At 61.5% G+C, this 25,330-nt stretch carries 26 protein-coding genes; 15 read left to right on the forward strand and 11 right to left on the reverse strand.

All coding sequences use genetic code 11. The features are described from left to right. Positions 1 to 162: 162 nt before the first annotated feature. The 5 genes from xylF to xylA all read left to right on the forward strand — a co-directional run bounded on the left by xylF (position 163) and on the right by xylA (position 6,094). Positions 163 to 1,188: a D-xylose ABC transporter substrate-binding protein gene (gene xylF / locus Q9295_RS02585; RefSeq protein WP_306678940.1), complete on the forward strand. Its 1,026-nt coding sequence runs from the start codon at positions 163 to 165 to the stop codon at positions 1,186 to 1,188. A gap of 63 nt (positions 1,189 to 1,251) precedes the next feature. Continuing rightward, positions 1,252 to 2,598: a sugar ABC transporter permease gene (locus tag Q9295_RS02590; RefSeq protein ID WP_306678941.1), complete on the forward strand. Its 1,347-nt coding sequence runs from the start codon at positions 1,252 to 1,254 to the stop codon at positions 2,596 to 2,598. Then, positions 2,598 to 3,356, forward strand: coding sequence for an ATP-binding cassette domain-containing protein (locus Q9295_RS02595; protein ID WP_306678942.1), 759 nt, complete (start codon positions 2,598 to 2,600; stop codon positions 3,354 to 3,356). The genes Q9295_RS02590 and Q9295_RS02595 overlap by 1 nt, the downstream gene beginning before the upstream one ends. A 1-nt stretch (position 3,357) precedes the next feature. Then, positions 3,358 to 4,791 (forward strand): xylulokinase, encoded by a 1,434-nt coding sequence (xylB, locus tag Q9295_RS02600; protein WP_306678943.1) that lies wholly within the window; start codon positions 3,358 to 3,360, stop codon positions 4,789 to 4,791. A 1-nt stretch (position 4,792) separates the two neighbouring features. Next, positions 4,793 to 6,094: a xylose isomerase gene (xylA, locus tag Q9295_RS02605; protein ID WP_306678944.1), complete on the forward strand. Its 1,302-nt coding sequence runs from the start codon at positions 4,793 to 4,795 to the stop codon at positions 6,092 to 6,094. A gap of 21 nt (positions 6,095 to 6,115) precedes the next feature. On the opposite strand, the gene Q9295_RS02610 is transcribed toward xylA, so the two are convergent. Beyond that, a complete protein-coding gene (locus tag Q9295_RS02610) occupies positions 6,116 to 6,982 on the reverse strand; it encodes a YihY/virulence factor BrkB family protein (RefSeq protein WP_306678945.1) in 867 nt (288 codons plus the stop codon). 73 nt (positions 6,983 to 7,055) lie between these two features. Next, positions 7,056 to 7,793 carry a bifunctional 2-polyprenyl-6-hydroxyphenol methylase/3-demethylubiquinol 3-O-methyltransferase UbiG gene (gene ubiG / locus Q9295_RS02615; protein WP_306678946.1) on the reverse strand — a complete coding sequence of 246 codons (738 nt, stop codon included), beginning with the start codon at positions 7,791 to 7,793 and terminating at the stop codon, positions 7,056 to 7,058. 55 nt (positions 7,794 to 7,848) lie between these two features. On the opposite strand from ubiG, the gene pip reads away from it, so the two are divergent. The 8 genes from pip (at position 7,849) to Q9295_RS02655 (ending at position 15,833) form a co-directional block, all read left to right on the forward strand. Beyond that, positions 7,849 to 8,838 carry a prolyl aminopeptidase gene (gene pip, locus Q9295_RS02620; protein ID WP_306678947.1) on the forward strand — a complete coding sequence of 330 codons (990 nt, stop codon included), beginning with the start codon at positions 7,849 to 7,851 and terminating at the stop codon, positions 8,836 to 8,838. 59 nt (positions 8,839 to 8,897) lie between these two features. Continuing rightward, entirely contained in the window at positions 8,898 to 9,524 is a 627-nt protein-coding gene (locus tag Q9295_RS02625; RefSeq protein ID WP_306678948.1) for a flavin reductase family protein, read from the forward strand. A gap of 115 nt (positions 9,525 to 9,639) precedes the next feature. After that, a complete protein-coding gene (locus tag Q9295_RS02630) occupies positions 9,640 to 10,692 on the forward strand; it encodes a 2,5-dihydroxypyridine 5,6-dioxygenase NicX family protein (RefSeq protein WP_306678949.1) in 1,053 nt (350 codons plus the stop codon). A 20-nt stretch (positions 10,693 to 10,712) separates the two neighbouring features. Further along, positions 10,713 to 12,020 (forward strand): acyl-CoA dehydrogenase family protein, encoded by a 1,308-nt coding sequence (locus Q9295_RS02635; RefSeq protein WP_306678950.1) that lies wholly within the window; start codon positions 10,713 to 10,715, stop codon positions 12,018 to 12,020. Further along, positions 12,020 to 13,309 carry an alpha/beta fold hydrolase gene (locus Q9295_RS02640; RefSeq protein WP_306678951.1) on the forward strand — a complete coding sequence of 430 codons (1,290 nt, stop codon included), beginning with the start codon at positions 12,020 to 12,022 and terminating at the stop codon, positions 13,307 to 13,309. Before Q9295_RS02635 ends, Q9295_RS02640 begins: the two co-directional genes overlap by 1 nt. Continuing rightward, positions 13,306 to 13,992 carry a TetR/AcrR family transcriptional regulator gene (locus Q9295_RS02645; RefSeq protein ID WP_306678952.1) on the forward strand — a complete coding sequence of 229 codons (687 nt, stop codon included), beginning with the start codon at positions 13,306 to 13,308 and terminating at the stop codon, positions 13,990 to 13,992. The genes Q9295_RS02640 and Q9295_RS02645 overlap by 4 nt, the downstream gene beginning before the upstream one ends. Continuing rightward, positions 13,982 to 15,322, forward strand: coding sequence for a glutamine synthetase family protein (locus tag Q9295_RS02650; protein WP_306678953.1), 1,341 nt, complete (start codon positions 13,982 to 13,984; stop codon positions 15,320 to 15,322). The genes Q9295_RS02645 and Q9295_RS02650 overlap by 11 nt, the downstream gene beginning before the upstream one ends. Continuing rightward, positions 15,288 to 15,833, forward strand: coding sequence for a flavin reductase family protein (locus Q9295_RS02655; protein WP_306678954.1), 546 nt, complete (start codon positions 15,288 to 15,290; stop codon positions 15,831 to 15,833). Before Q9295_RS02650 ends, Q9295_RS02655 begins: the two co-directional genes overlap by 35 nt. Here Q9295_RS02655 and Q9295_RS02660 read toward each other — a convergent pair. After that, the gene (locus Q9295_RS02660; RefSeq protein WP_306678955.1) at positions 15,830 to 16,498 is read right to left on the reverse strand and encodes an FCD domain-containing protein; all 669 of its coding nucleotides are present in this window, start codon (positions 16,496 to 16,498) and stop codon (positions 15,830 to 15,832) included. The genes Q9295_RS02655 and Q9295_RS02660 overlap by 4 nt on opposite strands. Positions 16,499 to 16,666: 168 nt before the next feature. Between Q9295_RS02660 and secB the strand changes: the two genes are divergently transcribed. Continuing rightward, entirely contained in the window at positions 16,667 to 17,170 is a 504-nt protein-coding gene (gene secB, locus Q9295_RS02665) for a protein-export chaperone SecB (RefSeq protein WP_306678956.1), read from the forward strand. Positions 17,171 to 17,231: 61 nt separating this feature from the next. On the opposite strand, the gene Q9295_RS02670 is transcribed toward secB, so the two are convergent. The 3 genes from Q9295_RS02670 to Q9295_RS02680 are packed head-to-tail and all read right to left on the reverse strand — an operon-like array spanning position 17,232 to position 20,145. After that, entirely contained in the window at positions 17,232 to 17,546 is a 315-nt protein-coding gene (locus Q9295_RS02670) for a 2Fe-2S iron-sulfur cluster-binding protein (protein WP_306678957.1), read from the reverse strand. Between the two features lie 7 nt (positions 17,547 to 17,553). Beyond that, positions 17,554 to 18,846 (reverse strand): type I glutamate--ammonia ligase, encoded by a 1,293-nt coding sequence (locus Q9295_RS02675; RefSeq protein WP_306678958.1) that lies wholly within the window; start codon positions 18,844 to 18,846, stop codon positions 17,554 to 17,556. 42 nt (positions 18,847 to 18,888) lie between these two features. Beyond that, entirely contained in the window at positions 18,889 to 20,145 is a 1,257-nt protein-coding gene (locus Q9295_RS02680; RefSeq protein WP_306678959.1) for a cytochrome P450, read from the reverse strand. 73 nt (positions 20,146 to 20,218) lie between these two features. Between Q9295_RS02680 and Q9295_RS02685 the strand changes: the two genes are divergently transcribed. After that, positions 20,219 to 20,896 (forward strand): type 1 glutamine amidotransferase, encoded by a 678-nt coding sequence (locus Q9295_RS02685; protein ID WP_306678960.1) that lies wholly within the window; start codon positions 20,219 to 20,221, stop codon positions 20,894 to 20,896. Here the strand turns inward: Q9295_RS02685 and Q9295_RS02690 are convergent. The 5 genes from Q9295_RS02690 to Q9295_RS02710 are packed head-to-tail and all read right to left on the reverse strand — an operon-like array spanning position 20,893 to position 25,323. Continuing rightward, entirely contained in the window at positions 20,893 to 21,543 is a 651-nt protein-coding gene (locus Q9295_RS02690; protein WP_306678961.1) for a GntR family transcriptional regulator, read from the reverse strand. The genes Q9295_RS02685 and Q9295_RS02690 overlap by 4 nt on opposite strands. Before the next feature lie 45 nt (positions 21,544 to 21,588). Beyond that, positions 21,589 to 22,698, reverse strand: a complete 1,110-nt coding sequence (nagA, locus tag Q9295_RS02695; protein WP_306678962.1) for an N-acetylglucosamine-6-phosphate deacetylase — start codon at positions 22,696 to 22,698, stop codon at positions 21,589 to 21,591. After that, positions 22,698 to 23,720, reverse strand: a complete 1,023-nt coding sequence (locus Q9295_RS02700) for an SIS domain-containing protein (protein WP_306678963.1) — start codon at positions 23,718 to 23,720, stop codon at positions 22,698 to 22,700. The genes nagA and Q9295_RS02700 overlap by 1 nt, the downstream gene beginning before the upstream one ends. Next, a complete protein-coding gene (locus Q9295_RS02705; RefSeq protein ID WP_306678964.1) occupies positions 23,717 to 24,481 on the reverse strand; it encodes a GntR family transcriptional regulator in 765 nt (254 codons plus the stop codon). Before Q9295_RS02705 ends, Q9295_RS02700 begins: the two co-directional genes overlap by 4 nt. Beyond that, positions 24,481 to 25,323, reverse strand: a complete 843-nt coding sequence (locus tag Q9295_RS02710) for a glucosamine kinase nucleotide-binding domain-containing protein (protein ID WP_306678965.1) — start codon at positions 25,321 to 25,323, stop codon at positions 24,481 to 24,483. The genes Q9295_RS02705 and Q9295_RS02710 overlap by 1 nt, the downstream gene beginning before the upstream one ends. Positions 25,324 to 25,330: the final 7 nt, after the last annotated feature.

A 25,330-nucleotide genomic window follows, 5' to 3' on the forward strand; every position in this document is an offset into this window, starting at 1 on the left:
AGGCGTGCCATCAAATATACCCCTGAAACGCTTCAATTACCCCTCATGCGCAGAATCGCCGATCATTTTTATTTTGACAACTGAATTAATGCTGCGCAGGTTTTCCTCGTTCCGCGCAAAAGCTGAACCGGCCCGGAGGGGGCTGACCAGAGGGAGGAAGACATGAACAAGGGCATTCTCGCCGCGGTGATCGCGGTGGCTGGCTTCTCATCTGCGGCGCTGGCCGAGGGGCTGACGGTGGGTGTGAGCTGGTCGAACTTTCAAGAAGAACGCTGGAAAACCGATGAGGGCGCCATCAAAGCGGCGCTGGATGCGGCGGGGGCTGCCTATGTCTCGGCCGATGCGCAATCCTCTTCGGCCAAGCAGCTCTCGGACATCGAGGCGCTGATGGCGCAGGGCGTCGATGCGCTGATCATTCTGGGCCAAGATACGGCGGCGGTGGTGCCGGCGATCCAAGCGGCGGCGGATGCGGGCATTCCGGTGGTGGCCTATGACCGGCTGATCGAGGATCCGCGCGCCTTTTACCTGACCTTCGACAATGTCGAGGTTGGCCGGTTGCAAGCGGCGGCGGTCTTTGCCGCGGCGCCGAAGGGCAATTATGTGATGATAAAGGGCTCGCCCACCGATCCCAACGCCGATTTCCTGCGCGCCGGTCAGCAAGAGGTGCTGCAAGCGGCGATTGATGCGGGCGATGTGAAGATCGTCGGTGAGGCCTATACCGATGCTTGGCTGCCGGCCAATGCGCAAAAGAACGTCGAGCAGATCCTGACCGAGAATGCCAATGCGGTGGATGCGGTTGTGGCCTCGAATGACGGCACGGCGGGGGGCGCGGTTGCGGCGCTGACGGCGGTGGGGCTGCAAGGGATTCCGGTCTCGGGCCAAGACGGCGATAAGGCGGCGTTGAACCGGATCGCTTTGGGCACGCAGACGGTTTCGGTCTGGAAGGATGCGCGCGAATTGGGGCGCAATGCGGCCGAGATCGCTTTGGCTTTAGCAGGCGGCACCGCGCCGGATGCCATTGCGAATGCGGCGAAATTCACCACGCCGGGTGGCAATGAGATGAACTCGGTCTTCCTCGCTCCGGTGGCGATCACCAAGGACAATCTCTCGGTCGTGGTGGATGCCGGTTGGATCACCAAGGATGAGCTTTGCCAAGGCGTGAGCGCAGGGCCTGCGCCTTGCAACTGAGCTGATCTTGCGGGGGGCCACCTTGCGCTGGCCCCCGTTTTTCCCCGTGACTGCAGGTGAGATATGAATGAGGCCAGCCCGCCGCCGAAGGCTTTGGCCCGGCGCAGTTTTCTTGAGACGTTAGAGATAGATTCCCGGCTTTTGGGAATGGTGGCGGCCTTTGTCGTGATCTGTCTGGCCTTTCAGCTTTGGACCGGCATTCGGGCGATGAATGCGTTCAGCTGGAACTCCTTTGCGTGGCTGGCGAATGGGCGGTTTTTGATCCCGCAGAATGTGTTCAACATCACCATTCAATCGGTCTCGGTCGCGATCATGGCGACGGGGATGGTTTTCGTGATCGTCACCCGGCACATCGATCTGTCGGTGGGGGCGATCTTGGCCTTGTGCTCGGCGGTGATGGGGGTGTTGCAGGTCACCATCCTGCCGAAAGTGCTGGGGCTTGGCATTGCGCATCCGGCGATTGCGCCTGTGGCGATGATGGCGGGGCTGGCGACCGGGGCGGGCTTGGGGGCCTTCACCGGCTGGCTGGTGGGGTATCAGCGGATCCCTTCCTTTATCGTGACGCTGGGAGGACTGCTGATTTGGCGCAATCTTGGCTGGTATATGACCGATGGTCAGACCCAAGGGCCGCTGGATGCCACGTTCATCCTCTTTGGTGGGGCCGAGGGGACTTTGGGGCCGAGCTTAAGCTGGGTGGTTGGGCTGGTGGCCTGCGCGCTGATCGTTTTGGCGATGATGCAGGGCCGAAAGGGCAAGGTTAGACACGGTTTTGCGGTAAAACCGCTTTGGGCTGAAGGGGTTTTGGCGGGCCTTGCTTGTGCTTTGGTGCTGGGGCTGGTTGCGGTTTTGAACGCCTATCAAATCCCCGCGCCGCGACTGAAGCGGATGTTTGAGGCCAAGGGCGAGGTGATGCCCGAGGGCTATTCGATCGGCTTTGGCCTGCCGATCTCGGTGCTGATCTTGGTGGTGGTGGCGATTGCGATGACGGTGGTGGCCAAACGCACCCGCTTTGGCCGCTATATCTTTGCCACCGGCGGCAATCCGGATGCGGCAGAGCTGTCGGGGATCAATACGCGGGCGCTGACGGTGAAGGTTTTCGCGCTGATGGGGTTCCTTTGTGGGCTATCGGCGATCATCGCGCAGGCGCGGTTGCAGAACCACACCAATGACATCGGCACCTTGGACGAGTTGCGGGTGATTGCGGCGGCGGTGATTGGCGGCACGGCGCTGGCGGGTGGCATCGGCACCATTCACGGCGCGCTTTTGGGGGCGCTGATCATGCAGGCGCTTGCCTCGGGCATGGCGATGGTGGGCGTGGATAGCCCCTTGCAGAACATCGTCGTCGGGCTGGTGCTGGTGATGGCCGTTTGGATCGACATTCAATATCGCAAGCGCAGGGGGATCCGTTGATGAAGCCTCAAGGGGTGCCGCTGGTCGAGATGCGGGAAATCTCGATCGCTTTTGGCGGGGTGAAGGCGGTGGATCGCGTGTCGATCGACCTTTACCCGGGCGAGGTTGTGGGCCTTTTGGGCCATAATGGCGCCGGAAAATCGACGCTGATCAAATGCCTCTCGGGCGCTTATCAGGCCGATGCGGGCGAGATCTATGTGAATGGCGCGCGGGCCGAGATCCGCAATCCGCGCGATGCGCGGGCGCTGAATATCGAGACGATCTATCAGACTTTGGCGCTGGCGGATAACCTCGACGCAGCCTCAAACCTTTTCCTTGGGCGTGAGCTGGTGAGCGGTTTCGGCATGGTCGATGATGCCGCGATGGAGGCTGAGACGCGCAAGATCATGGCGCGTTTGAACCCGAATTTCGCCAAGTTCAAAGAGCCGGTCTCGGCCCTGTCAGGCGGGCAAAGGCAATCAGTGGCGATTGCCCGCGCGGTCTATTTCGACGCCAAGATCCTCATCATGGATGAGCCGACCGCGGCGCTGGGCCCGCAAGAGACCCAAATGGTGGCGGAGCTGATCCAAGAGCTGAAGCGCCAAGGCTTGGGCATCTTCCTCATTGAACATGACATACACGCGGTTATGAACCTGTGCGACCGTGCCGTTGTGATGAAGAACGGCCAAAAGGTCGGCACGGTGAATGTCGGGGATGTTACAGATGACGACATCTTGGGCATGATCATCATGGGCAAGAAACCAGCGCAGGCGTATTGATATGTATATCGGATTGGACCTTGGCACCTCGGGCTTGAAGGGGGTGCTGATCGACGCAGAGCAGCGGGTGGTGGCCGAGGCGACAGCGCCTTTGACCGTCAGCCGCCCGGCGGAGGGGTTCAGCGAACAGGCGCCGGCCGATTGGATTGGTGCGGCCGAGGCGGTGATGGACCGGCTGGCGGCGGCGGGTCTGGGCGAGCTGCGCGGCATTGGCCTTTCGGGGCAGATGCATGGCTCGGTCCTGTTGGATGACAGCGATCAGGTGCTGCGGCCTTGCATCTTGTGGAATGACAGCCGCGCCCATGCCGAGGCTGCCGCGATGGACGGCGATCCGGCGTTCCGAGCGATCTCGGGCAATATCGTTTTTCCGGGCTTCACCGCGCCGAAACTGGCTTGGGTGGCCAAGCATGAGCCTGACATCCGCGCGCGGGTGGCGAAGGTTCTGCTGCCGAAGGACTATCTGCGACTTTGGCTGACCGGCGAGCATGTCTCGGATATGTCGGATGCGGCGGGGACGGCGTGGTTCGATACCGCAAAGCGCGATTGGTCGGATGATCTGTTGGCGGCTACGGGTTTGGACCGCAGCCATATGCCGAGCTTGGTCGAAGGGTCGGCAGTTTCGGGCCATGTTAGAGACGTTTTGGCGGATCGCTGGGGCCTGCCCAAAGGCGTGGTTGTGGCCGGTGGCGGCGGCGATAATGCGGCCTCGGGTGTCGGGGTTGGCGTGGTGCGCGCGGGCGAGGCCTTTGTCTCGCTTGGCACCTCGGGCGTGCTCTTTGCGGCCAATGACGGCTATCAGCCGGATCCGGCGACGGCGGTGCATACGTTCTGCCACGCTTTGCCCAACACTTGGCACCAGATGGGGGTGATCTTGGCCGCCACCGACGCGCTGAATTGGTATGCGCGGTTGGTGGGGGCGGAAGCGGCGGTGCTGACCGGCGAGCTTGGGCCTTTGCAAGCGCCGGGTAAGACGGTGTTCCTGCCTTACTTAGGCGGGGAGCGGACGCCGCTGAATTCGGCCTCGGTCCGGGGGGCGTTCACCGGGCTTGAACATGCCACCGACCGAGCGGCGGCGACGCGGGCGGTGCTGGAGGGCGTGACCTTTGCCATTCGCGACAGCCGCGATGCTTTGGCGGCGACAGGCACGCAACTCCAGCAATTGCTGGCGGTCGGCGGCGGCACGCGCTCGGATTATTGGCTGCGGCTGATTGCGACGGCGCTGGATGTGCCGGTGCAACTGCCTGTTGCCGGTGATTTCGGCGGGGCCTTTGGCGCGGCGCGTTTGGCGCTGATGGCGGCCACCGGGGCGGGGGCGGAGATCGCGACCCTGCCGCAGATTGAACGTGTGGTCGAACCTGACCGCAGCCTGAAGGATGCGATGGATGCGGGGCATGCCCGCTTCCGCGCGGCACAAATGCAGCTAAAGGATCTCTAGCATGACCAGCTTCTTCCACGGCATTGAGCAAATTCGCTACGAGGGGCCTGAGAGCCGCAGTGAATTTGCCTTTCGGTATTACAATCCGGAAGAGCCTGTGCTGGGGAAGACGATGGCCGAGCATCTGCGCTTTGCCGTGGCCTATTGGCATAGTTTCGCTTGGCCGGGGGGCGATCCGTTCGGGGGGCAAACCTTCGAGCGGCCCTGGTTTGGCGAGACGATGGCCTTGGCCCGCGCAAAGGCAGATGCGGCTTTTGAGCTTTTCACGATCCTCGGCGCGCCGTTCTACTGCTTCCATGACGCGGATGTGCGCCCTGAGGGCGCGACTTTTGCGGAAAGCCTGCGGAACCTTGAGGAAATCACCGATTATCTGGGGCAAAAGCAGGAAGCGAGCGGCGTGAAGCTGCTTTGGGGCACCGCCAATATGTTCAGCCATCGGCGCTGGATGGCAGGGGCGGCGACCAATCCGGACCCGGATGTCTATGCCTATGCGGCGGCTTCGGTGAAGGCGAATATGGATGCCACGCAACGGCTTGGTGGGGCGAATTATGTGCTTTGGGGCGGGCGCGAGGGCTATGAGACTTTGCTCAACACCGACCTTAGGGCCGAGCGCGCCCATGCCGGGCGGTTCTTGCAGCAAGTGGTCGAGTATAAGCACAAGATCGGCTTCAAAGGCGCGATTTTGATCGAGCCGAAGCCGCAAGAGCCGACCAAACATCAATATGATTACGATGTGGCCACAGTTTACGGCTTCCTGAAGGACTTTGGTCTGGAGGGTGAGGTGAAGGTGAACATCGAGCAGGGCCATGCCATACTGGCGGGCCACAGCTTTGAGCATGAGATCGCAACGGCCTCGGCCTTGGGGATCTTTGGTTCGATCGATATGAACCGCAACGATTATCAATCGGGTTGGGATACGGATCAGTTCCCGAACAATCATGCCGAGATGGCTTTGGCCTTTTATGAGATCCTGCGGGCGGGCGGCTATACCACTGGGGGCACCAATTTTGACGCCAAGCTGCGGCGGCAATCCTTGGATGCAGGCGATTTGGTGCTGGCGCATGCCGGGGCGATGGACACCTGCGCGCGGGCGCTGAAGTCGGCGGCGGCTTTGCTGGAAAGTGGCGAGCTGGAAGCGGCGCGGGCCGAGCGCTATGCCGGTTGGCAGACGCCTGCGGCCAAGGCCATGCTGAGCGGCGGGCTGGAAGCGGCGGCGGCGCGGGTCACGGCGGAAGGTTTGGAGCCGCAGCCACGCTCGGGCCGGCAAGAGCGGTTGGAAAACCTTTGGAACCGCTATGTTTGAGACGGTTTCGGCGGGGGCGGTCTAGTTGCGCCGCGCCCGCCCCATGCTGCGGAACAGGCGCGAGCGGTCGTCCAGCTCGGCATTGATCGCGCCGCCGACCAAGATGGCCCAGACCGAAAGGTAGAGCCAAGTCATCAGGATGATCACGGCACCGATCGACCCGTAAATCCGGTTGTAGCTGTTGAAGTTCGACAGATAGGTCGAGAAGCCCAGCGACACGCCCGCCCAAGCAAGGGCGGCAAAGATCACCCCGTAGGAGATCCAGCCTGCGCGCGCGTCTGGCGCGACATTGGGGCCGTAGTGGTAAAGGATCGACAGGCAGCTGAGGACCAAGACGAACATCGCAATCCAAGGCAGGATGCGCAGAAAGCTTGATTCGTATTTGCCTAGGCTAACGTAGTCGAAAAGCACTGGCACGATGACCACGGTGGCGAGCGCGATGATCAAAGCGCCGATCAGCAGCAGCGTCAGCCCAAGATCGACCAGCCAGCCCTTCACCCAAGAGCGCGGCGTGGCGCGATGCACCACGTCCAAGCCTTGCACCAGCGCCGCCACCCCGTTGCGCGCCGAGTAAAGCGCCAGCATCAATGAGACGAAAGTCGCCCAGCCCAGCGTGGTGGCGGGCGCGTTCAAAAGGCCCATCACCTGATCATGGATCAGTGCGCCAGCCTCGGGCGGCAGGAAGCGCTCGGCCACTTCGAGATAACCGGTGATGACTTGGCGATCGGCCATCAGGCTCCAGATCGCGACCACGGCGGCAAGGCCGGGGAAGACCGCAAACATGGCGTAGAAGGCCACGCCAGCAGCGATCAGGCCGAAATGGCCATCGCCCACGCGCAGCCATATCGCGCCGAGAAACCGAACAAAACTACGCCACGCTTTTACCATTGCGGCAGAATGGCGGGTGCGTGGGTGGTGTCAACGCGATTCCCCAAAGGGTGTGGCGCAGGGGATGCAGGGCTTAGTCGCGGCGCAGGCTGGCGGTGACATAGTTGACCGAGAGATCGCGGTCCGAAAGGCTCCACCGCCAGCTGATTGGGTTGAAAATCATGCCCTTGCGGTCCACGGGATCAAGGCCAGCGCGGCGGATCAGGTCGTAAAGCTCATCCGGGGTGATGAACTTGTTCCAATCATGCGTGCCTTTCGGCAGCCAGCACATCACCCATTCGGCGCCGACAATCGCCATGGCGAAGCTTTTGGCGTTGCGGTTGAGGGTGGAGCAAAGCATCAACCCGCCGGTTTTGAGAAGGTCATGGCAGGCGGTCAGATAGACCAAAGGATCGGCGACATGCTCGACCACTTCCATGTTGAGCACGACATCGAAACGCTCACCGGCGGCGGCGAGGTCTTCGGCGGTGGTGTGGCGATAGTCGATTGTCAGCCCCGATTGCTCGGCATGGATGCGGGCCACGGGGATGTTGCGCGGGGCGGCATCGGCACCGACAACCTCGGCACCAAGGCGGGCCATAGGCTCGGAGAGGAGGCCGCCGCCGCAGCCGATGTCGAGAATCCGCAGGCCTGCAAAGGGTTTGTCAGTTTTCAGATCCCGGCCAAACTCGGCAGCGATTTGACGGGTGATATAGTCAAGCCGGCAGGGGTTCATCTGATGCAACGGGCGGAATTTGCCATTGGGATCCCACCATTCGGCGGCCATCGCCTCAAACTTCGCCACTTCTGCGCTATCGACGGTCGTTTCCATATCCGGTTCCCTTTGCGCTTCGACTCGCGCCTTGCCTTGGGTATATAGGGTCTTGATGGACCACAGATCAGGCCAAAAGCGCGCAGTCGAGTATCTTTACCCGCCGATCGAGCCCTTCGATCAGCGCGTGATCGATATGGGCGATGGTCATTTGATCTATGTTGAGCAATGCGGCAACCCCGAAGGCGTGCCCGTGGTGGTGTTCCATGGCGGGCCGGGGGGCGGCTGCTCGCCCGCGATGCGGCGGTATTTTGACCCCGCGCATTACCGGATTGTGCTGTTTGATCAACGCGGTTGCGGGCGGTCGCGGCCCTATGCCAGCGTGGAAAACAACACCACTTGGCATCTGGTGGCAGATGTTGAGCGGATCCGCGCGGATTTGGGCATTGAAAGCTTTGTGGCTTTCGGCGGCAGCTGGGGCGCAACTTTGGCGCTGGTCTATGCGCTCACGCACCCCGAGCGCGTGCGGCATCTGGTGCTGCGCGGCGTGTTTTTGATGACGCAAGCCGAGCTGGATTGGTTCTATGGCGGCGGGGCGGGGCAGTTCTTCCCCGATCTGTGGCAGCGGTTCATCTCGCTGATCCCCGAGGGCGAGCGCGGCGATCTGATCGCCGCCTATCACGAGCGGCTCTTCAGCGGCAATTACGCGGAAGAGGGTCGGTTTGGCAGGGCTTGGGCGCAATGGGAAAACGCATTGGCCTCGATCCAATCCGAGGGGTTTTATGGCGAAGGGCCGACGGATTACGCCCGCGCTTTTGCCCGGCTTGAGAACCATTATTTCGTGAATTCAGGCTTTCTAGAGACGGATGGCTGGATTTTGCAGAACCGTGCCCGGATCGAGCATATCGGGGCCACGGTGGTGCAAGGCCGCTATGATATGGTCTGCCCGCCGCTCTCGGCTTGGAAGCTGGCGGCAGGCTGGGCCAAGTGCCAGCTTCGTCTGGTGGGGATGGCGGGGCATGCCTTGTCAGAGCCGGGGATCAGCGAGGCTTTGGTGCAAGCGACCGATGGCTTGCGCGATAATATGTGGGATTATCGAAAATAGCTTGCGGTTTTTGCTGGGGTCTTGGCAAATGCCGCTAAAGACAGCGCCGGAGGTCCGCCATGCGTTACGATCTTGATCAAGTGGCGGAGCCGATCGCCTATAAGCTGTTGGCCGCCACCACTGTGCCGCGCCCGATTGCTTGGGTGGTGACGCAAGATGCTGAAAACAAAGTAAATGCTGCGCCGTATAGTTTCTTCAACGTCATGGGCTCGGCACCTCCGACGATCGCTTTGGGCCTGATGCGCGCAGCCGATCGCGGCTTCAAAGATACCGCGCAAAACATTCTCGATACCGGCGTTTTCGTGGTTAATCTGGTGCCCGAGCGGCTGGTGGAGGCAATGAACCTGACCTCGGCCGATGCGCCGCGAGGGGTAGATGAGCTGGCCTTTGCCGGGCTTGCGACGCTGCCTTCGGTGCATGTGGCGCCGCCTCGGATTGCTGAAAGCCCGGTGGCTTATGAGTGCCGCGCGCTTTCGACCGTGGTCACGGGGCCGAACCAAGTTGTGGTGATTGGCCGGGTGCTGGCGGTGCATATCGAGGATCGGTTCTTGCTGGATGCCGAGCGCGCGCATGTCGACACACCCGCGCTGGACCTTGTCGCGCGGTCTTTTGGCAGCGGCTATATTCGCAGCCGCGACACATTTGAGCTGGCGCGGCCGACTTGGGCGGGGCTGAACAAGGGCTGAGCGGTCCCCGCACGGATTATCGATAATTCTGTTGACAGCTGCGCTGCTGCGGTGAAGTCTTAACTCGATAGTTAAGAAATTCGCGCCAATGCGAATCATCAACAGGGATATTGCGATGCTGCAAGAACGCATCGAAGGCAAATGGCTGGCCGCCTTTCGCCGGGTTTTCGCGCTGAACGGGATTGGCAAAGGCACGCGGATTGCGATCCTGCATGAGACGCAATCGCGCCCGGTTCTGGTGCATCTGTCGGAGCTTGCCGCCTATGATCTGGGGGCCGAGTTCTGCATGATCCAGATGCCGACGCCGCCCTTGTCGGCGCCGGTGCCGGTGAAATCGACCGGCACCTCTTGGGCGATCCAAGGCAATCGCGCGGTGATCGAGGCGCTGAAGCTCTGCGAAGTGATCGTTGATTGCACGGTCGAGGGGCTGATCCACGCCCCCGAATGGCCGGAGATCGAAGACGCGGGCAACACTCGGCTTTTGGTCATCACTAACGAACACCCTGAAATTCTTGAAAGAACCGAGCCGAAGGCCGAGCATCTGCCCGCTGTGCAAGCCGGTATTCAGATGCTGCGGGAGGCGTCGGAGATGCGCGTCACCTCGGCCCTCGGGACCGATCTGACGGTGGATCTGCGCGGCGCGCCTTGCGGTGGGACGGCGGGCTTTGCGACGCATCCGGGGGCCGTTGCACATTGGCCGGGCGGGCTGTGTCTGGCCTTCCCCGGCAAGAACGCGGTCAACGGGCGCATCGTCATGGGGGTTGGGGATATGAACCTGACCTTTAAGACGTATCTGACCAGCCAGATTGATTTCACCATCGAGAATGACTTCGTCACCGCGATCAAAGGTGACGGCATCGATGCGCTGCATTTCCGCGAATATATGGAAGCTTGGAACGATCAGAACGCCTATGGGATGAGCCATGTCGGCTGGGGCATGCATCCGGGCGCGCGTTGGATCAGCGCGGCGATGTATGACAAGCGCGACATGCAGGCGGTGGAGTTCCGCGCGCTAGCGGGCTCGTTCCTGTGGTCCACCGGCGCCAACCAATATGCCGGCCGCTACACGCTTGGCCATTTTGACCTGCCGATGCGCAATTGCACCATCGCTTTGGACGGCAAGATCGTCGTCAAAGACGGTGTGCTGCAAGGCGAGCTGGCCCTCTGATTTTCGCAGAAAGACCTAAAATGAGCGATATTAGTGACTATTATGACCTGAGCCGCATCCGCCCTGAGGTGCAAGCCGTGCTGCGCCGGGTGAATGAACTGGGACCCCGTTTCGCCGAACGCGCCAAGGCGGTGGATGATGAGGCGAGCTTCCCGGTCGAGAATTATCGCGATCTGGCGGATGAAGGGTTTCTGACGCTCTGCATCCCGGAAGAGTTCGGCGGCATGGGCTTTAGCATGGGCGAATATGCTATGGTCGGGGCCGAGTTGGGCAAGTTTTGCGGCGCAACCGCGCTGACCTTCAACATGCATAACAGCTCGATGGCTTGGTCACGCTTCATGTTCGAGATGCCGAATCTGACGCCGGAAGAGCGCGCCGAATTCGCCACTCTGCGCGAACGCCAGTTCCGCCGCGCCATTGCCGAGCGGGCGATCTATTCGCAGCCGATCTCGGAAGGCGGGCAAAACTGGACCTCGAAGCCGAACCAAACCCAATGCCGCGCGGTTGAGGGTGGCTGGAAGATCAATGGTTTCAAGAAGTTCGCCTCGCTGGCGGGCTATTGCGACTATTACACCATCGTTTGCACCGAAGTCTTTGAGGGCCAAGAGCCGCGCCATGAGGACACGATGCTCTTCGTGGTGCATAAGGACACCCCCGGCCTGACGATCAAGGGCGATTGGGATCCTTTGGGGATGCGCGGCACCAACAGCCGTGACTTGATTTTGCAGGATATTTTCGTCACCCGCGACGATCTCCTGATGCCGCGCGGGATCTTTGGCAAAACGCTGGCCAACTGGCCGCATATGATGGCGACGCTGTCGCCGACCTATATGGGCGTGGCGCAGGGGGCGTTCGATTTCACCGTCGCCTATTTGCAGGGCCGTATCCCGGGGCAACCTCCGATCGACCGGCGCATGTTTGCGACCAAACGCGTCGCCGTGTCGAAGATGTATGCGCGTCTGGCGAGCATGCGGGCGCTCTGGTGGCAGGCTTTTGGCGAGGCCAAGGGGTTTCCGACCAAGGGCGAGGTGATGCGGATGTATGCCGCGCAGTTTAACGTGATGGAGGGCGTGCAGGAGATTGCCGCGATGGCGATCCGCACCTGTGGTGGGCAGTCGATGCTGCGCTCTTTGCCCTTGGAGCGGATGTATCGCGACAGCCGCTGCGGGGCGCTGATGTTGCCCTATACCTCTGAAATCATGGAGGATTATATCGGCGTGCTGGCACTTTACGACATGGATGAGCTGGATGATGCGCCGGGTGATCTCGATGGCGCGCGCACCTCGCTCTGGCGCGGCGAAGGCTCGGCCGTGAAGGGGCTGCGCTGATGGGACGCGACAGGGTTCAAGTCACCGGGCGCGTTGCGGCGGAGCCGGAAAAGGTTTGGGCCCTGTTGCGCGATTTCTGCGGGCTTTGGCACCCGTGGATGGAAAGCATCACGGCTGAGCGGGACCCGCGCGGGGCGTTGATCCGGGCCTTTACGGTGAAGGGTGAGGCGACGCTTTACCGCGAGCAGCTGACCTATTTCTCCGATACCGACCGGGTGCTGGGCTATACCCATCTGGAGGGGATCGCGGGCTGCGAGGCCTATGATGCGCGGGTTACGGTGACGGACGGCAGTGAAGGCGGCGCGATGGTGTCTTGGTCTGCCGTAGTGCGCGCCCCGGCGGCGCGGCTGGCGGAGATATGCGAAGGCACGAAGGCGGTGTTTGAGGCCGGAATCGCGGTGTTAGAGACTGTTTCCAACGCGGCGCGACCGCAGATGAGCAGGTTTGAGGTGATCCCCACGGCCGAGACGAAGGCGCTGTTGGTCGATGATCTGCCGCGCCTTGGGCTGACCACGGCGGGCGGGCCGGGCAAGCGGCTGTGCCTTTTCCTGCATGGCATTGGCGGCAATCGTGACAACTGGGATTTACAGCTGAACGCGGCGAGCGCGGTGATGCCCGCCGCCGCGCTGGATCTGCGGGGTTATGGCGAAAGCACTCTGGGGCCGCGGCAATCGACGGTGGACGATTATTGCGACGATATTCTGCGGGTGATGCAGGTCATAGGGGCCGAGCGACTGGTCCTGGTCGGGCTCTCCTATGGCTCGTGGATCGCCACCTCTTTCGCGATGCGCCACCCGCAGCTTTTGGACGGATTGGTGCTTTCAGGCGGCTGCACGGGCATGTCCGAAGCGGGCCCGGATGAGCGTGAGGCGTTCCGGATCAGCCGTGAAGTGCCGCTGAACGCAGGCCAAACGCCGAAGGATTTCGCGCCTGCGGTGGTGAAGGTGCTGGCGGGGCCGAATGCCAGCGAGGCCATACGTCAGAAGCTTTATAACTCGATGGCGGCAATCCCGGCCGAGACCTATCGCGATGCTTTGGTCTGCTTCACCAACCCGCTGGAGCAGTTCGATTTCTCCAAACTGACCATGCCGGTTCTTATGATGACGGGTGAGCATGATCGGCTGGCGCCACCTGATGAGATTCGCGGTGTGGCGGGGCGGATATGGGATGCGGCGCTGCATGCCGACGTGCGCTTTGAAGTGATTAAAGACGCAGGGCATCTTTGCAATGTTGAGCAGCCCGGAGCTTATAACCGCGTGCTGACCGACTTTTTGCGGAAGCTGCCATGAGCCAGCTGCCGCGCCGCCAACAGAACCGGCTGGATCGTGAAAAGCGCATTCTGGATGCGGCTTTGGTGACCTTTGCGGCACTGGGCTATTCCGGCACCACGATGGATGCGGTGGCGGCGGAGGCGAGGCTCACCAAGCCGACGCTTTACTCCTACTTCCCGTCCAAGGAATCGCTCTTTCAAGCCATGATGCTGGGCAAGCGCGACCGGATGCTGGATGTGTTTGAGCATCCCTCGCCCGATGGCATGGTGCAGGATCTTTATACCTTCGCCTGGGACTATGCCGATACGGTGATGCGGCCGGATCTTTTGTCTCTCGCAAGGCTGATCATTGGCGAGGTGCAGCGCTTTCCCGAGATCGGTCGCGCCTATCAAGCATCGGGCCCGGATCACCTTCTGCGCGGCATCATGCGCTACCTGGAAGAGCGGCGTGAGGCTGGCCAGTTGGCGTTCGACGAGGCCGAATTGGCGGCGCAGGATCTGTGGGGTTTGATCCTCTCGGCTCCGCGGACTCAGGCTCTATACATGCCGGATTCGCCCCCCGACCGGGCGGCGCTGGCGCGCTATATCCACAACGGCCTTCGGGTGTTCCTGAAGGCCTATTCAGCCGCCGCAAAGGCGGACATCGAAAAACTGAACGCGCTTATAAGCGCGCAGCCTCAACAGGTGGGACATGACGCTTGACGACTTTCTTGCTGATCCAGCAAGCCGCTTTGCCACGGTGGCAATGGCCGATACCAACGGGCTTTTACGCGGGCAGATGGTGTCGAAATCCAGCCTGAAGGGCATTGCGCAAAACGGCATGGGCATGGCCCCGGCGCAGCTGGCTTTGGATCCGACCGATGCGATGCTGACCATTCCGGGCGTGAATGACGACAGCGGCGATTTCCACGATGATCCGCTGGAACTGGACCCAACTTCGGTGCGGCAATTGCCGTGGTCAAAGCCCGGCCATGACCTTTTGGTCCTGTCGAATTACACCGGAAGTTCGGCTGAGATCTGCCCGCGCTCGCTGTTGAAGAAGGTGCTCGCAAGGGCGGATTCCGCAGGATTAGTGCCGAAATACGGCATGGAGTTGGAATATACTCTGTTCGACGAGACGCCCGAGACGGCCAAGGCCAAGGGCTATCGCAATCTAAAGGCCGCGACCCAGCATGCCAGCCATGACCTGATCCTGTATCAAGTCGTGCAGACTGAATGGTATGAGGCGCTGTCAGCGATGTGTGAGCCGCTGAAGATCGACCTTGCCAAGATGCATGAAGAGATTGGCGCAGGCTTTATGGAGGCTTGCATCGGCGCAGGCACCGGGGTTGAGCCTGCTGACCAATTGGTTTTGCTAAAGAATTTTATCCGCGCCTTGGCGTTGCGGCAGGGCCGCTCGGTCACTTTCATGCCGCGTTGGAATGAGAATGCCGACAGCCAGTCGATCCATCTGCATATCTCGATGAAGGAAAAGGCGGGGACGTCGCTCTTTTGGGATAGAGACCAAAAGAACGGTGTGAGCCAAACCTTCCGCTGGTTCCTTGGTGGTTTGCAGGCCTATATCGGCGATATGACCTTGATCTTCCAACCCACGGTGAACAGCTATCGCCGCTTTGCGCCGGGCACCTTTGCGCCGCCGGGCCTGACGTGGGGCTATGAGAACCGAACCACCTGTTTCCGCCTTGTTGGTCACGATTCCGGATCGCTTCGGGTTGAAAATCGGCTGCCGGGCGCGGACTGCAATCCCTATCTTTCGGCGGCTGCCACCATCGCCGCAGGGGTTGCCGGGATCCTCAATAAGATTGAGCCGGATGATGAGGTCATCGGTTCGGGCTATGCGCAGGAACCGACCCGCGACTTCGCCCGTTCTATGCCCGAGGCGATTGAGCGGCTTCGCGGGTCGGACTTTGCCAAGGATTGGCTGGGGCCGCGCTTTGTTGAGGCTTTCACCGCCACGCGCCAATGCCAATATGATGAGTTCCGCCGCCGGGTGCCGGATGTGGAGCTGGAACGTTTCTTCGATCTGGGATGAGCTGATGGATCTGCGCACCGCATTTGTGGAAGGCATGAGCCGGGCCGCGACTTTTGTCGCGGTCGTGACCACCGATGGGCCGGGGGGGCGTGCGGGGGTGACGATTTCCTCGCTGACCTCGGTCTCGGCGGACGGCGATCAGCCCTCGCTTCTGGCCTGCATCCATCATCTCTCGCCCGCCGCGGCCGCGATCATGAAGAACCGCGCCTTCACTGCAAACCTTCTGGCCGAGGATCAGCAGCCCTTGTCTGACCTTTTCGCCGGGCGCGGGGGGGAGGATCGTGGCGCAAGGTTTGACCGGGTGAACTGGCAGCCGGGCGCCTTGGGACAGCCCTTGCTTCAAGGCGCGACGGTGACCTTTGAATGCCGTTTGGCGACCTCGCTTTTGTGGGAGTCGCATCACATCATGGTGGGCCGCGTGGCCCAAGTGACCTTGGCTGAGACGCCGCATGCTTTGCTTTACGGCCAGCGCGGATACCGCCGGGCAGTGGGGTTCAACCCCGAGGGTTAAGCGGTTCTCAGAAAGCCTGCTTCAACCCGTACGGCCGTGTCGCGGTAGTGCTGGGCCAAAAGCGCGGATGCCTTCGCAAAGTCGCGCGCCAAGGTGGCATCGGCGATCGCGCGATGCTCGGCCTGCACGTCGCGTTTGGCGCCTTGGGCCATGTTAGGGATGCGGTAGCGTTCGCATTCGGCGTAAAGCCGGTCGAATTGCTCCAACATCCGAGGTGATTTGCAGCCCGCAATCAGCGCATGGTGAAAGGCGTGGTGGCGGGCTTCAAAGGCGTCTTGATCGGCCTCACTCGGGCTGTCTTCCAGTCGGCGGGCCTGCAAGACCAAAGCGTGCAAAGCGGCGACGATCTCCGATTCCCAAGCGTCATCGCCGTCGCGGATTGAAAGGCGCAGGGCCTCGGCCTCCAAGAGGATGCGGAAGTTGATCGCGTCCCACATCTCAACCGGGGTCAGCGGTGCGACGGTGAAGCCGCGCAGGGGCATGAGGACGACCAGACGCTCGGCTTGCAAGCGGCTGAGGGCTTCGCGCAAGGGCGATTGACCCATGCCGTAGCGATCCGAGAGTTGGTGCATGCGCAAAGGCTCTTGCGGCTTCCAATGGCCGCGCAGGATGTCGCGGCGCAGCAGGCGGTAGGCGTCTTCGGTCAGGGTGGTGCTGCGCGCCATGCGATGTCCTTGTGTTTGATTCAAGGATTAGCGAACCCAAGCCTGACTGTCGAGAATCCTAGCGCTTTCGCAGCAACCGGCGCGCTTGCCATTGAGCGGGCAGGGCCAGTCTGATAGACAAAACCCGATGAATTGAGGGCGGTGCGCCGCCAGAGGCAGGAGTTCCCGATGACCGAAGAAACCGCTGGCACCAACGGTGCGGCCGCCCCGGCTCCGCAACTGCGCATGCAGGTTGTGGCGCAATATGTCCGCGATATGAGCTTTGAAAATATCGTGGCGCAGAAAGGGCTTACCACCTCGGAAGTGCAACCCGACATTCAGGTTGGCGTTTCCTTGGATGCGCGCAAACGCTCGGTGGAAAACCAGTATGACGTGATCACCAAGTTCAAGATCACCTCGAAGAACAAGCTGAACGGCGATACCCTGTTCCTGATGGAGCTGGAATACGGCGGCACGTTCCACATCGAGGGCGTGCCGGAAGACCAACTGCACCCGTTCTTGATGATCGAATGCCCGCGTCTGTTGTTCCCCTTCGTGCGCCGCATCATCTCGGATGTGACGCGTGACGGTGGCTTCCCGCCGCTGAACGTCGACAATGTCGATTTCTTGGCCTTGTATCGCCAAGAGCTGGCGCGTCGCGCGCAGCAAGCTCCGGCGACCGCTCCGAACTGAGATTTTGTATGGCCCGAACCCAGGTTTGGGCCATGTTAGACTAGGTTTTCGTGCCTCGGCCTTAGGGCTGGGGCACGATCAACACCAGCCCGTCCAAAGCGGGTGACATCTTGATCTGGCACGACAGCCGCGAGGTCGGACGCCGCTCAGCCTCGGCCACGTCGAGCATCGGGTCTTCGAAATCCCCCACATCGCCGGTCTTGGCCGCCCAAGCCTCATCCACATAGACATGGCAGGTGGCACAGCTGAGATTGCCGCCGCATTCGCCCACCACATTGGGAATGTTATTGGCGACCGCGGCCTGCATCATATTCAGCCCCTCGGGGACTTCGGCCGAGATTTCGTGCCCGTCGGGCAGGATCCAAGTGGCTTTCATCATATCCTCAGATGTACCAGATATACCAATCGCGCAAAGCATCGCCTTCCAGTCCGGCGGTCTTCTCCACCTCGGCGCGCTTCATGAAAATGTGATTGTCGACAAGGCCTTGGCCGACAGCTGCGCCAAGGGCGGTATCAGCGGCAAGGTCGTCGATCGCCTCCGATAGGCTGGCGGCGGTCCCGTGGGGCGCATCGTTGCAGGTAAAGCCGTCGCCGGTTTCGCGCGGGGGCAAATCATACTTGCCCTCATAGCCCAGAAGCGCCGCCTGAAGGATCGTGGCCACCGACGTATAGGGATTGGCGGCGGCATCGGGCATGCGGTGTTCAAGCCGGGCCTTCTTGCCACCCTCGGCGCTGACGCGGGCGGTCACGTTGCGATTGTCGCCGCCCCAATTGCACCAATAGCCCGACAGGCTGGCCGGTTGCAGCCGCGCATAGGAGAGCGCGTTCGGCGCCACCAGGCCGGCGATTGCCTTGTGGTGCTGCATCCAGCCCGAGATGCAGCCGCGCGCAAGATCCGAGAGGTCATCGGGGTCGCCCCGCTCGCCCTTTGCGAGTGCGTTTTGGCCTTTTGCATCGGTGAATGACAGATTCACATGCAGGCCGGACCCACCCTTTCCCGCGATGGGCTTGGGTAGGAAGGAGAGGATAACCCCATGATCCAGCGCGATTTCACGGGCCATTTGCCGGAAGAGCACCACTGAATCGACATGGGCCACGGCAGTGTCGAAGGTCAGGGTGAATTCAAACTGCGGCGTGTCATATTCGGCGGTGATCAGGTCCAAAGGTAGGCCAATTTCATGCGCCTTGTTCCAGATCGCATCGGTAAAGCGGCGCGGATCGGTGAAATTTCCGGTGCCGTAAACCACGCCGCCGGGGTTGTCATAGGGCACGATCTGCCCGTCGGCGTTGCGGATAAAGGCGAAGGCTTCCAGCTCAATCCCAATCTTGGGCGTCAGGCCATGCTTCCCCCAAGCCGCAACCGCCCGCTTCAAAGCGCCGCGTGGGCACATCGGCAAGGGGCCACCTTCGGCGTCGTAAAGATCGCCCAGAACCACCTTGGTTGCAGGCTCCCATCCGGGGCGCACTTCGTCACCAATCCAGCGCAAAACCATATCTGGAAGGCCCTGAAGGCAGCGGCTGCCCGGCGCTTCCAAGAGCAAATCTTTGTCGTAATGCACAGAAAAATTCGGCTGAGCAAAGCGGCTTTCATCATTGCCTATCTTTGAGGCCGGCAGATATTTGCCCCGCATGATCGACAGATGATCGCAGAACATAGCGCGAAGGCGCTCGGACATTGTAATCTCCCTGGGATCGCGGTCTTGTGCCGCTTTGAAAATTTATTGAAGCGTGACGCGCACCGGCAGTTCTTTGACGCCGCCGATGAAATTCGAGCGGAGGAATTTTTGCTCGCCCGCAGGTTCAATACTGCGCAGGCGTTTGGCAAGTTCTTCGAACAGCACCCGCACCTCAAGCCGCGCGAGCCACATCCCCAAGCAGACATGCGGACCGCCCTGCCCGAAAGAGATGTGGCGGTTCGGATTGCGGGTCAGATCGACCTTAAACGGCTCTAAGAAGGCGGAATCGTCACGATTCCCGCTGGCGAACCAGTAGAGGACTTTGTCCCCCGCCCGGACCTGCTTGCCGTGATAGTCAAAATCCCGCGTCGCGGTGCGGCGGAAATAGGTGGTGGGGCTGGCCCAGCGGATGATCTCATCCGCCATGGTCTCATTCACCTCACCGCGCTGGATTTGGCCCAAAAGCTCGGGCTGATGACAGAGCGCCTGAATACCGGCGGCGATCGAATAGCGGGTGGTGTCATTGCCAGCGGCGACGAGCAGGCAGAAGAAATTGCGAAACTCATGTTCAGGCATGACCGAGCCATCCGGCCCCGGCTGCAACAGAAGATGCAAGATGCCCGAGGTGTCGCCCGAGGCCGCCTTTTTCTCCATCATTTCCTTGGCATAGACGAAGAGCTCTGCACCGGCCGGAGAGTTGAACGGCATCATCCGAAACTCATCCGTCGTCATCTTATCAAGGACGTGCTGGGTGAAATCGGGGTCGGTATTGGCGATCAGCGCATCGCCTTTTTCCACGAGCCAAGCCAGATCCTCATCCGGCAGGCCAACGATGCGGCCAAGCATCCGCATCGGCAGCTGTCGCGCGATCTCTTTGGTCGCATCAAAGCGGCCCTTGGCAAAGGCATCGTCCAAAATCGGGCCGCAAAGGTCGCGGATCACCTTCTCAAACTGCGCAATCACTGGCTTGGAGAAGGCTTTGGCGACCTTCACCCGCGTCATCATATGGTCGGGCGCGTCGGTCTCTTGGAAGGTGCGGCGGGCGAGATATTCCTCATAGGTCTGATCCTCCATCCGGATGCCGCGCGCGCTGGAAAGGAGATCAGGCTTGCCGTTCAGCTCAAGAATATCGGCGTGGCGGGTGACCGACCAAAAGCCTTGCCCAGCGGAATAATCGGTCCAATGCACCGGATCGTCGCGCCGCAGCCGGGCAAAAGTGTTGTGGGGCGGGCCGTTCAGGAAGGTGTCATGGCTGGTCAGATCGGCGTGGCCGTCGTCGCTGGGGGTCCAGACCGTCATTCAGCTCTCCCTTGCCGGACGTCTCTTTATAAATATACTAAATGCGTGCATAAATATGTAAAGGCTGCAGACCATGCATATCGCGATCCTTATGGCGAACACGGATGAAAGTGCTTTTGCGCAAAGGCATCCAAAGGATGGCGAAAAATTCCGCAATCTTTTGGCACCTTTAAGGCCAGATTGGCGGTTCACCACGCTTTCTGTGAAGGATGGCACCTTCCCCAGTGACCTGTCGGATTACGACGGGTTCATCATCACAGGCAGTCCGGCTTCGGTGCATGATGATGCGCCTTGGGTGCATCGGCTGATGCAGCTGATTCGCGATATTCGGACGGCTAAACTGCCGCTTTATGGCGCCTGTTTTGGGCATCAGGCGATCGCTTTGGCGCTGGGTGGGCGGGTTGAGAAAAACCCCGGCGGCTGGGTCTTTGGTCTGACCGAGACGCAGATGGAAGGCGCGCCGATCCACCTTTACGCCGCGCATGTCGAACAGGTGACCAATTTGCCGCAAGGGGCCGAGCCTTTGGGCGGCAATGCCGATTGCGCGATTGGAGCTTATCGGATCGGCGGGCAGGTTTTGACCACGCAATACCACCCCGAGATCACCGAGAGCTTCGCGACAGCTTTGGTTGAGGAATATTATGAAAAGCTACCACCCGAGGTCGCAAAGCGGGCAAAACAGTCTCTAACACGGCCCGCCGAGACAGAACGTATGGCGCAACGCATCGTGGATTTCTTTGAAAGCGCCTAGGACAGCGCCGCCAGCAAATCCATCGCGGTGATCTGGTCAAAGGACACATGGCGCTGCATCAACGCCTCGGCCCCTGTGGAATCGCGATCAAACATCAAGTTTGCCAAATGCCGATGCTCGGCCGCGGATAGGGCGATTGCACCGGCATAACGGTAGCGGGCGCGGTAATAAGCCAGCAATTTCCGAGCGTTGGTCTTGATCATCTCGGTCAGGAATGGATTGCCTGCCGCTATGGCCACTGTCTCGTGGAACTTTAGGTTCAGCTGGTAATAGCCATCGGGATCCGCGTCGCCCTTTTGGCTGGCATGCGCCTCGCAGCGAGCGACGATATCTTCCAGCGCCGCGGCCCCCGCCTTGGACAGCCGGCGTGCGGCAAGGCCCGCCGCTTGCCCTTCCAGCCGCGAATGCACCTCGAGGATCGCGAGGAACTCTTCAAGCGAGGGGCGAAAGAGGCTTGCCCCTTTGCGGGGGTGGCGGCGGATCAGGCCCATCGCCTCAAGCTTCAGGATCGCCTCACGGATCGGGGTGCGCGAGGTGCCAAATTCGGCCGCGATCAGGGATTCATCGATTGGATCGCCCGGATTAAGCCGGCCAATGTCGATCCATTGCAAAATCGCCGCAATGAGCGTGTCAGTTTGTCCCGCCATAATCGCATGCTAAGCCGCAGATAAGCGGCTCTGTAAAGGCCGAAATCAGAAAATCTGCCGGCCCGCGCGCCATACGGATTGCAGGGTAAAATCCTCATCAAGGTGAATGAAATCTGCCGCTGCACCGGGCCGCAGATGGCCAAGATCGCTGCGTCCGAGCACCGCGGCAGGGCGCGAGCTGGCCATTGCGAAGGCGGTTTCATGGGAAACGCCGACACGCCTAACCATGATCTTCATGGCCTGCGGCAGCGTCAGATCGGCACCCGCGAGAGTGCCATCCTCAAGCGTCAGCCGGCCGTCTTGGCGCAGGATGCGGCGCCCGCCCAAGGAGAACTCACGGGCATCGGTGCCCGCAGGTGACATGCAATCGCTGACCAAAAACAGCCCTTCGGGCCGTGCCGCTACGGCAATCTGCATCGCCTCGGTCGAGACGTGGTGGCCATCGGCGATCAGCCCACACCAGGCAGTGTCCGTCAGTGCCGCCCCAACAAGCCCAGGCTCGCGGTGGCCCAACTGGCTCATCGCGTTGAACAGGTGGGTGACGCAGGTCGCGCCTGCCGCAAAGCCGGCGCGCGCGGCACTCAGAGTGCAATCGCTATGGCCAAGGCTGACCACCACGCCAGCCGCGGCTAGCTCAGCGATCTGCGCCGGGGTGGCGCTTTCCGGGGCCAGAGTGACCATCAGCGCCGGAAGGCCTTTTCTGCCTTCACAGAGACGGTTCAGGTCGGCATCGGTCATCGGGCGGATCAGATTTGCATCATGCGCCCCCTTGCGACGCGGATCGAGATGGGGACCTTCAAGATGCAGGCCAAGAAAACCGGGGACTGCCGCTTGCGTGGCTTCAATCCCGGCCTTGATGACCGAAGCGGTTGCTTCAGGGGTATCCGTGATGAGGGTCGGGAGAACGCCTGTCGCGCCAAGTTTGGCCTGCACCGTGCAAATCAGCGCGAGATCAGAGGCGGTACTTTGTCCCGATACCAAATGCCCGCCGCTGCCGTTCACCTGCAGATCCAAGAGGCCCGGCAGCAAATAGCCGCCCTGAAGCTGCACAACTTGGCCCGAGGCGCCGTCAGAAATGGTCTGACCATCGACATGCAGCGGGCCGTCACTGAGCGAGGTGCCATCAAAGACGGATGCGCCGGTGTAGCTGGTCATTACAGGGTCTCCGTCACCTTACGCAGATGCGGCGGGCGGTCAGGGTCAAGGCCGCGACGGCGCGAAAGCGTCTCTACAAAGGCATAAAAGCTGGTCGCCATCACCAAAGGCGCGACCAGCGGGTGCAATCCAGTGACCATCGGAAGCGGGGTCACATCTTTGAGTGAATCGCCGGTTAGGAACACGTCGGCGCCTTGAGCGCTCAGCCGCTCGGCCGTGGTGACAACATGGGGGCGGGCCTCATCCTCGGTCGCCAAGGCAAGGACGGGGAAGCCCGCTTGCACGATGGCCGAGGGACCATGCAGAACTTCAGCGGCCGAATAGGCCTCGGCGTGCAATCCGCAGGTCTCTTTCATTTTCAGGGCCGCTTCGGCAGCAATGCCGATGGATGGGCCGCGACCCAAGACAAACGCCGATTGCGCCCGCGACAGCCGCGCGGCGAGGGGCGACCAATCCAGCGTCAGAGCCTTCGTCATGGCTTTCGGAGCTTCGGCCAAGGCTTGCTGCAATGCGGCGTCTTCTTGCCAATCTGCAAGCAAGCACAGGCCAGCGAGGACCGAGTTGATAAAGGTTTTCGTGGCAGCGACAGCTTTTTCTTCGCCAGCATGCAAAGGCAAGCAATGGCTGGCCCCGCGCCCCATTGGGCTATCTGCGTGGTTTGTGATCGCCAAGGTGACAGCGCCGCCTTGATGGGCGGTCTGCATCATCTGAACAATGTCAGGGCTTTGACCTGACTGGGAAATGCCGATGCAAGCGGCCGAGCCCAGGGACATGGATCGCCCATAGATAGACGCCACCGAAGGCCCGATCGAAGCGACAGGACGGCCGGTCAAAAGCTCGGCTGCGTATTTAAGATAGGTTGCCGCATGGTCCGAGGAGCCGCGCGCCACGGTCAGCAAGATCTGTGGGTCGCGTTGCTGCAGTGCGGCAGCAGCGGTGGCGCGTTGGTCGGCCGATGCGTCTAAAAAGCGCTGCGCTGCTGCCGGAATCTCTGCCACTTCAAGGGCCATTTGCGTCGTCATTTTGCCTGTCCTTCCGGTGCCAGCTTCAGCTCCACGGCGAAATCATAGGCGTCGCCGCGGTAAAGTGATCTTGTGAATTCCACCACCCGACCGGTGGCGAGATAGCCGATCCGCTCGATCCGCAGCCCGGCTACACCGGGGGAGACGCCCAACAGCTCGGCGTCGCGCGGGCCAAGATTGGCGGCGGAGATGCGCTGGACGGCGCGGACCGGGCGCATGCCAAGCGTGTCGAGCGTCAGGTAGAGCGAACCTTCGACCAAGCCGGGGTCTGGCAGCACTGTGGTGGGGAGTGAGGCGCGCTCGATCGCCAGTGGCAGCCCGTCAGAGCGTCGAACGCGTTCAAGACGGACGACATGTTCGTCGGCGCCAAGGCCAAGCGCCATGACCTCTTCAGGGGCGGGCGCGCCAATCATGCGCGAAATCCATTGCGAATCCACGGACTTACCGCGCCGCGACATATCTTCGGTGAAAGAGGTCAGCAGCGAAAGCGCCTGCTCGAGCCGCTCAACTTTTTGGGCCACGAAGGTGCCAGAGCCGCGGCGCTGCACCAGTTGACCACTGGCAACCAGCGCTTGGATGGCGTTGCGGATGGTGACGCGCGACAGGCCGGTCATCGCGGCCATGTCACGTTCGGCCGGAAGGCTGCTGCCGGGGCTGAGGCGGCCGCTGGCAATGGCCTCGGCGATGCGGCGTTGCAGTTGCAGGTAAAGCGGGCCAGAGCCGGGATCATCAAAGCCGGTGGCGGTGAAAAGCTGATCCATCAGGCCAATCCTCTTGCGAGGAGAAGCGCGCCATCCAGCGAGCTGCCAAGCGCTGGGCGCTGCGGCAGATCGGACAATGCGCGGCTGTAAGCGGCACCTAGACCGCCGTTAAAGCTGGCAGGAAGCTCCGCTCCGCAGCCCAAAGCGCGCAAGATTTCAGCAATGTTAGAGACGCTTTCCGACCAAACCTCCGCCGCGGCGGGGTCGCTTGAGGCCAAGATTTCGGGTGCAAATTTGGCCAGATCTGCAGGGCGCGCGGTGAGCGAGAAGGCGATGACCCCTTCGGGGCCATCATGGCGCTGCAGCACGGATGCAAGGTAGGGCGTCATCGGGCGGAAACTCTCGGCGGCGCGCATGGCTTGGATCAGGATGGCTTGGCCAAGGCGTGCGCCCGAGCCTTCGTCACCCAAGACGATCCCCCAGCCGCCGAATTGTTGCAGTTGTCCCGCGCGCTGGCGCACGAAGACCGATCCGGTGCCGATCGCGGCAAGGATGCCGTCTGCCTCGCCCAATGCACCACGGGCCGCGGTGATCGCATCGGTCTCAATCCGGCAGCGGGCAAAGGGCAAAGCGGCGGCAAGGCGTTCGGAGGCGCCTTTGGCATTGGCTCCGGCAAGGCCCAGTCCGGCATAGGCGTGGCGCAATTCGCTTAGCGCGGCGGAGCCGCAGGCGGAGCGTACGGCGGTTTCGCTGCAAGCAAGGATCGCGCGCAAGGCGCCTTCGGGATCGGTGGCGATATTGGCGGGGCCGCCGGTCGCGCGGGCCAGAATTTGGCCCGTGGCATCGGCCACCAGCACACGGCAGCCACTGCCACCTCCGTCCACTGCGATCATAAGGCTCATGCCGAAT

Origin of the sequence: Pseudogemmobacter lacusdianii, assembly GCF_030848395.1 — a bacterium.
Taxonomy (GTDB): Bacteria; Pseudomonadota; Alphaproteobacteria; order Rhodobacterales; family Rhodobacteraceae; genus Pseudogemmobacter; species Pseudogemmobacter lacusdianii.